The organism is Achromobacter sp. NCFB-sbj8-Ac1-l, assembly GCF_052695805.1.
Window position 1 is genome coordinate 1,248,426 of the sequence record NZ_CP199812.1, and the last position, 12,331, is coordinate 1,260,756.

Annotated in this window: 10 protein-coding genes and 1 pseudogene; 6 read left to right on the forward strand and 5 right to left on the reverse strand. The window is 66.7% G+C overall.

Annotated features, from left to right (window positions below; translation table 11 throughout):
* The first annotated feature begins 165 nt into the window (after positions 1 to 165).
* Positions 166 to 1,221: a hypothetical protein gene (locus ACUDP5_RS05855; RefSeq protein ID WP_445658362.1), complete on the forward strand. Its 1,056-nt coding sequence runs from the start codon at positions 166 to 168 to the stop codon at positions 1,219 to 1,221.
* A 59-nt stretch (positions 1,222 to 1,280) separates the two neighbouring features.
* Here ACUDP5_RS05855 and ACUDP5_RS05860 read toward each other — a convergent pair.
* Together ACUDP5_RS05860 and ACUDP5_RS05865 are read right to left on the reverse strand one after the other, a co-directional pair.
* Positions 1,281 to 1,445 (reverse strand): annotated as a pseudogene (locus ACUDP5_RS05860) (hypothetical protein); the annotation flags it as partial.
* A complete protein-coding gene (locus ACUDP5_RS05865) occupies positions 1,396 to 2,925 on the reverse strand; it encodes an NCS1 family nucleobase:cation symporter-1 (RefSeq protein WP_445658363.1) in 1,530 nt (509 codons plus the stop codon). The pseudogene ACUDP5_RS05860 and the gene ACUDP5_RS05865, both read right to left, overlap by 50 nt.
* A 390-nt stretch (positions 2,926 to 3,315) precedes the next feature.
* On the opposite strand from ACUDP5_RS05865, the gene ACUDP5_RS05870 reads away from it, so the two are divergent.
* From ACUDP5_RS05870 to ACUDP5_RS05890, 5 genes are all read left to right on the forward strand, one after another.
* The gene (locus tag ACUDP5_RS05870) at positions 3,316 to 3,663 is read left to right on the forward strand and encodes a hypothetical protein (RefSeq protein WP_263910350.1); all 348 of its coding nucleotides are present in this window, start codon (positions 3,316 to 3,318) and stop codon (positions 3,661 to 3,663) included.
* 117 nt (positions 3,664 to 3,780) lie between these two features.
* The gene (mgtA, locus tag ACUDP5_RS05875) at positions 3,781 to 6,555 is read left to right on the forward strand and encodes a magnesium-translocating P-type ATPase (RefSeq protein ID WP_263910351.1); all 2,775 of its coding nucleotides are present in this window, start codon (positions 3,781 to 3,783) and stop codon (positions 6,553 to 6,555) included.
* Positions 6,556 to 6,573: 18 nt separating this feature from the next.
* A complete protein-coding gene (locus tag ACUDP5_RS05880; RefSeq protein ID WP_025136995.1) occupies positions 6,574 to 6,765 on the forward strand; it encodes a hypothetical protein in 192 nt (63 codons plus the stop codon).
* 471 nt (positions 6,766 to 7,236) lie between these two features.
* Positions 7,237 to 8,316, forward strand: a complete 1,080-nt coding sequence (locus tag ACUDP5_RS05885) for a sensor histidine kinase (RefSeq protein ID WP_445658364.1) — start codon at positions 7,237 to 7,239, stop codon at positions 8,314 to 8,316.
* The gene (locus ACUDP5_RS05890) at positions 8,313 to 8,936 is read left to right on the forward strand and encodes a response regulator transcription factor (RefSeq protein WP_263910353.1); all 624 of its coding nucleotides are present in this window, start codon (positions 8,313 to 8,315) and stop codon (positions 8,934 to 8,936) included. The genes ACUDP5_RS05885 and ACUDP5_RS05890 overlap by 4 nt, the downstream gene beginning before the upstream one ends.
* 8 nt (positions 8,937 to 8,944) lie before the next feature.
* On the opposite strand, the gene ACUDP5_RS05895 is transcribed toward ACUDP5_RS05890, so the two are convergent.
* Genes ACUDP5_RS05895 through ACUDP5_RS05905 form a run of 3 tightly spaced genes read right to left on the reverse strand, consistent with a single transcriptional unit; the run spans position 8,945 to position 12,182 of the window.
* Positions 8,945 to 10,015: an ABC transporter substrate-binding protein gene (locus ACUDP5_RS05895; protein ID WP_445658365.1), complete on the reverse strand. Its 1,071-nt coding sequence runs from the start codon at positions 10,013 to 10,015 to the stop codon at positions 8,945 to 8,947.
* On the reverse strand, positions 10,005 to 11,399 hold the full coding sequence (locus tag ACUDP5_RS05900) for a sensor histidine kinase N-terminal domain-containing protein (RefSeq protein WP_445658366.1): 1,395 nt from the start codon (positions 11,397 to 11,399) through the stop codon (positions 10,005 to 10,007). Before ACUDP5_RS05900 ends, ACUDP5_RS05895 begins: the two co-directional genes overlap by 11 nt.
* A 3-nt stretch (positions 11,400 to 11,402) precedes the next feature.
* The gene (locus ACUDP5_RS05905) at positions 11,403 to 12,182 is read right to left on the reverse strand and encodes a response regulator (protein ID WP_445658367.1); all 780 of its coding nucleotides are present in this window, start codon (positions 12,180 to 12,182) and stop codon (positions 11,403 to 11,405) included.
* Between the last annotated feature and the right edge of the window lie 149 nt (positions 12,183 to 12,331).

The window sequence follows — 12,331 nt, forward strand, 5'->3', positions numbered from 1 at the left end:
GATTGAATCAGCGACGGATCGCAGTCATCGGAAAACGGGCCGAACATTAGATAAATCTGATTTTTGGTATTTGTTCGACGTTCGAGCGCCTGGCATGCAATACGCCTGCCGGTAAACTGGGTGGCTCGTCGCAGTCCGACCGCTGAAACCAAACGATCCCCATCCATGACCCCCTCCTACACCGCTCTCGCCGACGCCCTGCGTACCCCGGTTCTCGGACCCGCCGATCTGGATTCCCTGGAGACGTTCTTCAAGCGTCCGGAAGTCAGCGCGTTCTACGGCGACATCCAGGAGCCGGCGCAGGCCGACGCCGCCTTGCGGTTCTGCGCCGACCTGCTGCCGGGCCTGCATCCCGGCCGTGCCTCGGCCCTGGCGTTGATGTGCGGGTCGTTGGTGGAAGATGGCGCCGATCCGACGCTGCTGTTTCCGACGTTGCTGGCCCTGCTGCGCCCATGGCTGGACACCCTGCAGCCGTACTGCGCGCAGGAGGTGGAAGAGGACGACGACGAGGTCGAAGAGGCTGACCGCCAGGCCTGGCGCGACGCGCAGGCGCGGCTTGAGGCGGTGCCGGACGATCAGCGGTGGCAGGTCGATGCGCTGGTGGAGTCAGTGGACACGTTGGTACTGCCGATGATGGCGATGGTGATGCGCGACCGGGGCAATCATCAGGCGTTGATCGACGATGATGCGCTGATGCAGCGGCTGTATGCGATGACCACGCTGAACGACAGCCTGCCGTTCGAGCAGTTGCATTTTCTGTGGCTGGCCTCGCGGATCAGCTACGACGATGAACTGGTGGTGGTGTTGCCGGCCTCTGCAACCGGCTTCGTGGCCAAGGCGCATGGCATCAACAACAACTTCCATGCCTTTACGCTGCTGCAGATCTTGATCGGCGAACATGCCCAGGCGCTGGGCGTGCAGCGTGAAATCGCCCCGCGCGAGCCGGATGCCGATCGCGATACGGCGGACTTTCAGTGGTTGCAGGTCGATGCCTATGCGGGCGGGACGCTGCAGAACATCATGCGCCTGGCCTGGGGCGAAGCCGCGCTGCGCGATAACGCACCCAAGGCCGGCAAGCGGGTGCTGATTGCGCTGGAAACGGACGAAGGCATGAAGCGAAATTGGTCGGGCTTCAATGGCGCGATCCACGACGCGCAGCAGCCGTCGATGACATTCAAACGGTACCTGACGCCCCAGGAAGTCGCGTCGTATCTGGCTTGACGGGGGCCGGCATGCTCGTCTTCGTGTGCCAGACCGACTCCCCAGATGCGATCCACGGGGCTGGCTTCGGCGAGGACGCGATTGTCGGTTTGCAGCAGGAAGTCCCGCAGGCTCCCGGAACGGGCAACATGCTGGATGCGCGTCCGGTCCGGGGGGGCGTGTCGCGAAGGGGGCTCAGTGCCTGCCGCTATCCACCGCCAGATGCTCGCCCGCGTCGTGCACATGGATGCGCCGGCGATCGGAAATCAGCCAGTACAACCCGCCGCTTACCGCAGCCCCCAGGAACCAGGAATAGGGCGCGACGGGTTCCAGGCCGGGCGCCAGCGCGATGACGATGGCCAGCGTGGCCGACGGCGCCAGGGCGATCAAGGCGCGGGGGTTGACGCCCCGGACGTAGAAATAGGTGCCGGTGGCGGCCTCGGTGTACAGGTCGGACACGTGCACGCGCGTTTTCCGAATCAACCAGTAGTCGGCCATGATGATGCCGTAGAGCGGACCCAGCAGGGCGCCCAAGCCCGACAGGAAGTACACGATCACGACGGGATTGCCGTAGATCTTCCAGGGCAGGATCAACACCGCCAGCGTGGCGCTGATGAGGCCGGCACGGTGAAAGGTCAGGTAGCGCGGCGCCAGGTTGGTCAACACGAAGGCCGGGGCGACGAAGTTCGCCATGATGTTCACGGCCAGCGTCACGATCAACAGGGCCAGGCAGCCCAGCACCAGGAACACCTTGTCGGGAATGGCGGCAACGATGTCGGCAGGGCTGGTGATGACGCGGCCATCGATGCTGAACTGGGCGCCCGCAAGCAGGACGCTGATCGCGGCGAAGACCAGGATGTTGACGGGCAGGCCCCAGAAGTTGCCTCGCCGGATGCTCTGGGCGCTGGGCGCCGAGCGGGCAAAGTCGCAGAAGTTCAGCAGCAGGGTGCCGTAGATGGCCAGCCACAGGGCCGCTGCCGAGAACACGCTGTTCCAGGCGGCGAGCCCGGTCGGGGCGGCGCCGGTGGACCACGCGATGTGGCCGTCCACCCGCGACACCATCCAGATCGCCAGCGCCAGCACGGTGACCAGGATCACGGGCCCGGCGCAGCCTTCGAATTTGCGCACCATTTCCATGCCGTAGGCCAGGATGGCCAGCTGCACCAGCCAGATGGCCAGAAAGCACACCCAGCCCAGGCCGGACAAGCCCAGCAGGCCGCCATGGTCGAAGCGAGTCAGATCAGGCGCTACCGCAACCAGCAGCACGTGCAGCACCAGCGACGCCAGGTAGGTCTGGATGCCGAACCAGGCGATGGCGATGACGGCGCGAATGATGGCGGGCAACTGCGCCCCGCGGATGCCGAAGCTGACCCGGCTGATGACCGGAAAAGGCACGCCGGTGCGCTGACCCATGTAGCCGGACAGGTTCATCAGCAGGTACACGAGGGTGGCGCCCAGGGCCATGGCGGCGAGGATCTGGCCGGCGGACATGCCCATGGCGAACAGACCGATGGCGAAGGTGTAGTTGGCCATGTTGTGCACGTCGTTGGTCCAGAGCGCGAAGAGGCTGTAGGCCCCCCAGCGCCTGCCTTCGATCCTGGCGGGCGCGAGGTCGGCGTTATGCAGCCGCGGGCTGAGTGGGTGCGGGCCGGGTTGGGGCGCAGCGCCGGAATCGGCGGGGCGCTGGGGAGAGGGGCGGGGGGCGGAGAGCGGGTTCGAATCCATGGCGGAATGCCTTTGTGATGCGCAAGGCAAGACACTACCGTCCGTGGCGTGGGTCGCCGGCTAGGACGCGTCTGATACTGGTTTCAGGGTCTTCCCCAGGGTGCGGCGGGCCTCGGCGCCTGGCAGGCGCGAGAAATCGATACCAAGGTATATGCCCGCCGGCCTGTTTGGAACGCGAGGCCGCCCCTACACTGCCGCTTGTCGCAAACCTAAAGGAGCCCGCCGTGGAAGACGACGGAAGTACCCGAACCGACGGCGCATGCCGGGCATGACAGGTCTGCTCGACACTTCTTGCCAGCCGCCGCGCGCATCCGGATAACGGAGCCGCCGCGCCACGCATGCGCCACCCCAACGCCTTCGGGCGGATCTCCCTGATTTCAGGAGACGCGCATGCTGTTTCATACCCAATCCCCGACCTCTGTACGCCGGACGCCGACCGCGCCGGCTTTCATCACCCTGACGTTCTACGGCAGCCCCGCCGTGCTGGCCTCGATCCGCAAGCGGTTGTACGAGGAACTGCGCCAACGCGACGAAAGCGTGGCCGACGTCCGCTATTCGGCCGACGGCGACCAGGCCTGCACCGCCATCAGCCTGCGTAGCGACACCGGCAACCCCTGGCCCTTGATCACCTGGCTCAGCGATCTGTGCCGCGACATGGGCGTGCAGACGCTGCGCGTGGGCGTGTCGCCGGCGGCCCGGGCGCAGCCTGCGCCGGTGGTGGCACCGACGCACCTCTGATCCCGCCAATTTCGATTTTCCCTATCCATCGAGCCTGTGCTCGTCATGGACCGGGGACGCTTGCGCACGCGCGTTGGCGTCCCCGGCCGATGACGATCGCGGGCAGGAGCAGCGAACATGAAGCAAGTCCAAGAAGCGACGCTGCCGGCCCCGGGCGGGCCGCGCAGCGAAAAGAACCGCACGCCGGATGCGGCGGCGGACAAGCGCCGAACGATGCCGGTGGCGCGCCATGCCGGCCTGTCGGTGCAGGACAGCCTGCAGGCGCTGCAGACGCAGCGGTCCGGCCTGGCCGACGCCGACGTCATGGTGCGGCGCGCCGTCGACGGCATGAACGAAGTGGCGCACGACAAGCCGGCGCCTGCCTGGCTGCAACTGCTGCGCGCATTCCGCAATCCGTTCGTGCTGGTGCTGCTGGGCCTGGCGGCGGTGTCGTACCTGACCGATATCCAGTTCGCCAATCCGGCCGACCGGGACTGGACCGGCATCATCATCATGTTGACGATGGTGACGATCAGCGGCCTGCTGCGCTTCATCCAGGAATACCGCTCGGGCCGTGCCGCGGAAAAGCTCAAGTCCATGGTGCGCAGCACCGCCACGGTATTGCGGCGCGACAGCCAGGCCAGCGAGCCGGTGCGGCGCGAGGTGCCCATGAACGAGCTGGTGCCCGGCGACATCGTCGAGCTGCAAGCGGGCGACATGATTCCGGCGGACATCCGCCTGCTGCAGTCGCGCGACCTGTTCATCAGCCAGGCCATCCTGACCGGCGAAGCCCTGCCGGTGGAAAAGTACGACACGCTGGGCAGCGTCAGCGCCAAGCGCGCCGATGCGAAGGCGGGTGAAAACGCCGAGCTGCTGGACCTGGCCAACATCTGCTTCATGGGCACCAACGTGGTCAGCGGCACGGCCACGGCGGTGGTCGTGGGCACGGGCGTGAACACCTACTTTGGCTCGCTGGCCAGGAACGTGGTGTCGACCAAGCGGGTCGAGACCAGCTTTGACCGCGGCGTGAACAGCGTGTCGTGGCTGCTGATCAAGTTCATGCTGGTGATGGTGCCGATCGTGTTCGTCATCAACGGCGTCACCAAGGGCGACTGGGTCACGGCGCTGACGTTCGCGCTGGCAGTGGCCGTCGGCCTGACGCCGGAGATGCTGCCGATGATCGTCTCGGCCAACCTGGCCAAGGGGGCGGTGGCGATGGCGCGGCGCAAGGTCGTGGTCAAGCGCCTGAACTCGGTGCAGAACTTCGGCGCGATGGACGTGCTGTGCACGGACAAGACCGGCACGCTGACGCAGGACCGCATCATTCTCGAACATCACTTCAATGTCGACGGCGAGATCGATGACGAGGTGCTGCGCCTGGGTTGGCTGAACAGCGTGAACCAGAGCGGCCAGCGCAACCTGATGGACCGCGCCATCCTGGCGCGCGCCCTGGACCTGCGCGGTTGGGAACGCAGCGACGCCTACGGCAAGGTCGACGAGATTCCGTTCGACTTTGTGCGGCGGCGCCTGTCGGTGGTGGTGCGTGGCGCCGACGGCAGCCTGGAGATGATCACCAAGGGCGCGGTCGAGGAAATGCTGGCGGTGAGCACCGGGGTGGTCTGCAATGGCCGCGAGCAGCCGCTGGACGCGGCCCTGCGCAAGCGCCTGCTGCGCAGCGCCGAGGCCTACAACCGCGATGGCTTCCGGGTGCTGGTGGTGGCTTCGCGGCGGCTGGAAGACACGGGCCGCACGCAGTTCCAGACCGCCGACGAAAGCGGGCTGGTGGTGCGGGGCTTCCTGACGTTCCTGGACCCACCCAAGGATTCGGCGCAGGCCGCGATCCGCGCGCTGAACGACTACGGCGTGGCGGTGAAGGTGCTGACGGGCGACAACCCCATCGTGGCCGCCAAGGTGTGCCGCGATGTCGGCCTGGACCTGGGCACCGAGCGCGATGGCCGCGTGATGCTGGGCAGCGATATCGAGCAGATGGACGACGTGGCGCTGTGCCGCCGGGTCGAGAAAGCCGTGCTGTTCGCGAAGCTGACTCCGCTGCAGAAGTCGCGGGTGGTCAAGGCCTTGCAGGCCAACGGCCATACCGTGGGCTTCCTGGGCGACGGCATCAACGACGCGCCGGCCCTGCGCGACGCCGACGTGGGCATTTCGGTGGACAGCGGTGCCGACATCGCCAAGGAAACGGCCGACATCGTGCTGCTGGAAAAAGACCTGATGGTGCTGGAGCAAGGCGTCATCAAGGGCCGCGAGACCTTCGGCAACATTCTCAAGTACCTGAACATGACGGCCAGCTCGAACTTCGGCAACGTGTTCTCGGTGCTGGTGGCGTCGGCCTGGCTGCCTTGGGAACCGATGCTGTCGCTGCAATTGCTGATCCAGAACCTCGTCTACGACATCTCGCAGCTGACGCTGCCGTGGGACCGCATGGACGAAGAGTTCCTGAAGAAGCCGCGCAAATGGGAAGCGGGCAATATCCAGCGCTTCATGCTGTGGCTGGGCCCGACGTCGTCGGTGTTCGATATCACGACCTATTTCCTGATGTGGACGGTGTTCGGCGCCGGGGCGGCGTATGCGCTGCATGGCGGCGACGGCGGCCAGACCATCATGAATTCGGGCTGGTTCATCGAAGGCCTGGTGTCGCAGACGTTCGTGGTGCACATGCTGCGCACGCGCAAGATTCCGTTCCTGCAAAGCACGGCGTCGTTGCCGGTGTTGCTGTCGACCACGATTGCCATCGGGCTGGCGTGCTGGCTGCCGTTTTCACCGATTGCCGAGTCGATTGGCTTCGTGGCCCTGCCGCCCGCGTACTTCGGCTGGCTGGCGCTGACGATCCTGAGCTACGTGGTGCTGACGCAGCAGGTCAAGACGTTCTACATCCGCCGCTACGGCCGGTGGTACTGACATGCCGGGAGAATCCTCATGGAAAAGGCATTCGAGGAAATGCGCAAGTTCTCGCGCGACATGCATGAGTACGAATCCGAACGCATGGCGCGCCGCGGGGGCGACCTGCCCGATATCCCGGACGGCCCGCTGATTCCCCTGCGGCTGCTGGTGCCGATGCTGCTGGTCTGGACGTTGGGCGTGGGCGGCATCCTGTGCCTGCTGCCCTGATACGGTGAGGCGTTGAAAAGGGCAAGACCGGTATGTCGGTCTTGCCCTTTTCGTTGGAGCGGATGAACGGTGGTGGCGCCGGAGAAGACGGGCAGCGCTAAACCCGAGGAGCGGGCCGTGCTGCTCAGGCGCCGCCGTGCAGCATCTGGATCACGCCCAGCGCGATCCAGATACCGACGAGCACGGCGCCACGTGCGATCCAGAGCGTCTTGATGGAGAGTTTCATGGGAGGCTGCCGATGAGCGTTGAAGGAAGGGCCGCAGCGGCACGGCCGTGCCGCCCCGGGGGCCTGGAAATTATAGGAATTGGCCTGGCGCGACGCGAGACGGGATGGGTTTGGCCGGCATATACCTTGGTATACGCCCGCTTTCCAGAGGGGGGCCAGGGCCTCGGCAGTCTCTACAATGGCGTGTCGCGGCGCGCGGCGGCTTGCCGCTGGCGCAGCTTTCCTTCCACCAGGGTTGTCGCACCATGTTCCAGAAGCCGGCCAGGTATTTGAAGCAGCGCCCCGGCGCCGGTGTTGCGCTGCTTGTCGTGCTGATGGCGCTGGTGTTCCTGGCCGACACGTTCACCCGCCTGGAAATCGCCGTGGCGGTGTTCTACGTGGCCGTGATCCTGGCCGCGTTCAGCTTCCTGCCCCGGCGGGGCGTGACATTGGTGGCGGTGGCGTGTGCGGTGTTGACCCTGCTGAGCCTGTATCTGACGCCCAACGGCGGGGCGCTGCGCGAACTGGGGGTGATCAACGCATTGATCAGTATCGCGGCCATTGGCGTGACCGCGTACCTGGCGTTGAAGCGGGCCGCAGCAGAAGACGCAGCCTTCGAGGCCCGCACCCAACTGGCACGCATGGCCCGCATTCACAGCCTGGGCGAACTGACCGCGTCGATCGCCCACGAGATCAACCAGCCGCTGGCGGCCATCGCCACGAGCGGCAGTGCCTGCCAGCGCTGGCTGGAGCATGATCCCCCCAATATCGAACGCGCCTTGCGAGCCTTGCAGCGCATGACCGATGACGTGTCCCGCGCCAGCGAGGTGGTTGCACGCATTCGCCGCGATGCGCGCAACGCTACGCCGCAGCGCGAGCGGCTGGACCTGGCCGACGTGATCGGCGATGTGCTGGAGCTGGCTGGCGGCGAACTGGCCAGCCACGAAGTGGCCCTGTCGACCCGTATCCAGGAACGCGTACCCGCCGTGCTGGGCGACCGCGTGCAACTGGGGCAGGTGGTGGTCAACCTGGTGCTCAACGCCGTCGAGGCGATGCAGGAGACGCCGGTGGGCGCGCGCCATCTGACCCTGCGTCTGACGCTGCAGGCACCCGGCCTGGTGCAGTGTTCGGTGACCGACAGCGGGCCGGGCCTGAGCCCGCAGGCCCGCGAGCGTCTGTTCGACACGTTCTGGACCACCAAACCGGACGGCACCGGCCTGGGCCTGACCATCAGCCGCGGCATCATCGAAGGCCATGGCGGCCGGCTGTGGGCCGAGCCCGCCGCGCGCGGCGGCGCGGTGTTCTGTTTCACGCTGCCGGCGGCTGCCGAGGAAGAATCACCATGAATGCATCCACACGGCTTGAACCGGCCACCGTCCATATCGTCGACGACGACGCCTCCCTGCGCGACTCGCTGGAGGATCTGATGCACTCGGTTGGCCTGCCGGTGCGCGGCTACGGCTCGGTGCAGGAATTCCTGGACAGCGGCGCGGATGCCGGCCCGGGTTGCCTGGTGCTGGATGTGCGGCTGCCGGGCCAGAGCGGCATGGACCTGCTGCGCCGCATGCAGCAGGCCCGGCGGCGCCTGCCCGTGGTGATGATCACTGGCCACGGCGACATTCCGATGTCGGTGGCGGCGATGAAGCTGGGGGCCGTGGACTTCCTGACCAAGCCTTTTCGCGACCAGGACCTGCTGGACACGATCCACGCGGCGATCGAGCAGGACCGCGCCCAATTGGCGAACCTGACGGGTTCCCAAGAGGTGCGGGCGCGCTGGGACACCCTGACCGAGGGCGAGAAGGCCGTGATGGTACGAGTGGTGCGCGGCATGCTGAACAAGCAGATCGCGGCCGAGCTGAATGTCAGCGAGATCACCGTGAAGGTGCGGCGGGGACGGGTGATGCGCAAGATGCAGGTGCGCACGCTGGCCGACCTGGTGCGGGCGGGGGGGCAGTTGGGCGGTTGATCAGGCCGCTACTGTGGCTGTGCGGCGGCTCGCCAGACGTCCAGGAAATGGCGTTTTTTCAGCGGATCCAGATACACCAGCAAGCCCACGCCCAGGCCCACCGGTCGCACCCCGGCCGCCGGAATCACCGACGCGCCCACCGGCCGCATGCCGGATTGGCGGGCGATCATCTCCTGCCCGCGCGGCGACAGCAGGTAGTCCAGGAAGCGGGCGCCCAGGTCCGCACGCGGCGCCTGCCGCGGGATGATGGCCGAACGTGACAGCATCAGGGTGTAGTCCTGGGGATAGACCACGGCCAGCGGCGCGCCCTGGGCGATGCGGTGGCGGGTATAGGATTCCAGCAGGTTGTGCGCCAGCGTGATCTCGCCACGCTGCAGCTTGTCCAGTGCGTCTTCGGTGGACGCATGCACGGCCACGCGGTTGCGGCCGAACGCGGCCAGCAGGGCGCCGGCCAGACTGTCCAGGCGTGCATCCTGCGTGGCCGCCAGGTAGCCGATGCCGCTGCCTTCCACGTCGTAGGTCGAGATCCGGCCGGCCAGCGGCTGGTCGGGGGCTTGCAGCAGCGCCAGCAGCTCGCGGCGGGTGCGGGGCGCACGGGCGGCGTCCAGCGTGCGGGTGTCGTAGACCATCACGATGGCGTCGGTGCCGATGCTGAAGACCTCGTCGCGCCAGTTGGCCCAGGCGGGCAGGGCGCGGGTCTCGGGCGATACGTGGGCTTGGGCGTAGCCGTCATTGACCAGCTTGGTCTGCAGGTCCATGGCGCTGCTGATGATGAGATCGGGGCCGGCCTTGGCATCGGGCGTCCGGGACGCCCGTGCCACGGTGTCGCTGTACAGCGCCTGGGTCGACAGTTCCGTGTATTCCAGCCGCACGCCCGGGTTGAGCCGGCTGAAGTCCTCCAGCACCCCGCGAAACACCTGCACGCTGTTGGATGCATGCACCACCAGCACCTGCTTGCTGGCGGCCGGGCCAAGCGCCAGGCCGTCGCCACTGGTTTCCGCGGCATGTCCAGCGGCTGCCCACAGCAGCGCGGTGCAGGCGGTGGCCAGGCGGGCAAGGATAGAAAGTCTAAGCGTCATGGCGTTTGACCGGTAGGATGATCCGGGCTTGCAGGCCGCCTTCGGGCCGGTTGCTCAGGCTGAGCCTGCCCTGGTGAATGTCGACCACGCGCTTGACGATCGACAGCCCCAGGCCCGCGCCCGGCGTGCGCGGATTGGGCCCACGCGAAAAACGTTCGAAGGCGCTGTGCGCCAAGGCGGGCGCGATGCCGGGCCCGCCGTCGGAGACGGTGATGCGCCAGTGTCCGTCGTCAGGTTCCAGCCGGATGTCGATGTGTCCGTCCGTCGATGCGCCATGGCGCAGGGCGTTGTCGACCAGGTTCTTGAAGGCCTCGCGCAGCATCAGGCTGTCACCGGGCACCCGCGCAGGCGTATCCGGCAAGTGCAGCCGGACGTCAGGCTGCGGATCCGCTTGCGGCACCGTGTCGTACACCGCCTGGCTGAGCAGGTCGGCCAGGTCCACGGGTTCGAACTTGCGCAGGTTGCTGCGGTGAATGACGCTGGCATCGCTGAGCAACTGGTTGACCAGCCGCGACAGCTTTTCGGCATTGCGCAGCACGGCCAGCAGGCTGCGGCGCTGCTCGGCCGGGTCTTCCTCGTCCAGCGCCACCTCCATCTGCGCATGCAGCGCCGCCAGCGGCGTGCGCAATTGATGCGCCGCCTCGGCGATGAACAGGCGCAGCGTATCCAGGTTTTCCGACAGGCGCGCCATGAACCCGTCCAGCGAATGCACCAGCGTGTCGAGTTCTTCGGGCACCGGCGCCGCGATGGGATGCAGGTCCGACGCGCTGCGTCCGGCCAGCTCGCGTTCGATGCGCTGGATGGGCGACAGCGAACGGTGCAGCCCCCAATAGGCCAGCGCCAACGCCGCGGCGGTAAAGCCGATCAGCGCCAACGTGCCTTGCCACAGGATACTGTCGGCCAATGCGTCGCGGGCCTCGCGCGTCTGCGCCACCTGGATCCGCGCGGCTTCCGTGGCGCGCGGGCCGGCCACCTTGCGTTCCATCCAGGCCACGCGCACCGGCTGGCCCTGATAGCTGGCCGCATACAACTGCGGCGTATCAGCCGGGTCCGCACCGCGCGCCGGCGGCGCCGGCAGATCGGCATACCCCGAAATCAAGGCGCCATTGGCCGCCGCCACCCGATAGAACACCCGGTCGCGCGGCGCCTGTTCCAGCAGCGCCAGCGCCGCATACGGCATATCCATCTGCCAGTCGCCCTGCGCCAATTGCAGGCTGTCGGCCATCGACAGCACCGACGCCCGCAGCAACTGGTCATACGTCGTGTCAGCCGTCTGCTGCGCATAGCCGCGCACCAGCAGATACAGCGCGCCCAGCCCCGCCACGAACAGCGCCAGCAGCATCGCCAGCAAACGGCGGCGAACGGAAATGCGCCGGGGGTGCACGGATCAGTCCCGCGAAGAATCAGAGGGCGGTGCAGAGACCTTCGCCGCGCCGGGCAGCGCGGCATCGGACCGGCCCCCGTCTGCCGCGCCGGTCCTGTCCGCCGCAGCCCCGGCATCGCCGACGGCCGTCAGCAGATACCCCGTGCCCCGCTGCGTCTCGATCCGCAATGGCGACCCTTCCAGCTTCTTGCGCAGCCGCGCGATATAGACCTCGATCGCATTCGGCGCCGCCTCGTCATCGAACGCAAACAGCTTGTTCGCGATCTCGGACTTGCTCACCGCCCGGTTCATGCCCGCCAGCAAAATCTCAAGCAGGCTGTATTCACGCTTGGGCAATTCAATCCGCTGCCCCGTCAGACTGACATGCCGCGCCGCGCTATCGATCACCAGTTCCCCAAACCGCAACACCCCCGCCGCCTGCGCACTGGGCCGCCGCAACAACGCCCGGCACCGCGCTTCCAGCTCACGAAAATCAAACGGCTTGGCCAGGTAATCATCAGCTCCCGTATCCAGCGCGTGCACCCGATCTTCAATATCGATCCGCGCCGTCAACGCCAACACCGGCGTCTTGCTGCCCCGATCCCGCAACCGATGCAACACATCAAACCCCGACATCCGCGGCAGCCCGATATCCAGAATCACCAGATCAAAGGTCTCGTACTGCAACACGCCATCGGCACTCAAGCCATCACTCTGAAAATCCACGGCATGCCCCAGCCGCCGCAATCGTCGCACGAGCGCGTCGGCCAAATCTTCATCATCTTCAATAACGAGTATCCGCATCTCCAAATTGTCGCATGCGCCCCACCGCCGACCCCCACCCGACCAGTCACCAGCCAACGTTCAATCTGTCACAAAAATCCCCAAACTCACACCCCCAGCACCGAGCACCACCCCGGACGGCCTACATACCCACCGCTCCCACCAGCAAC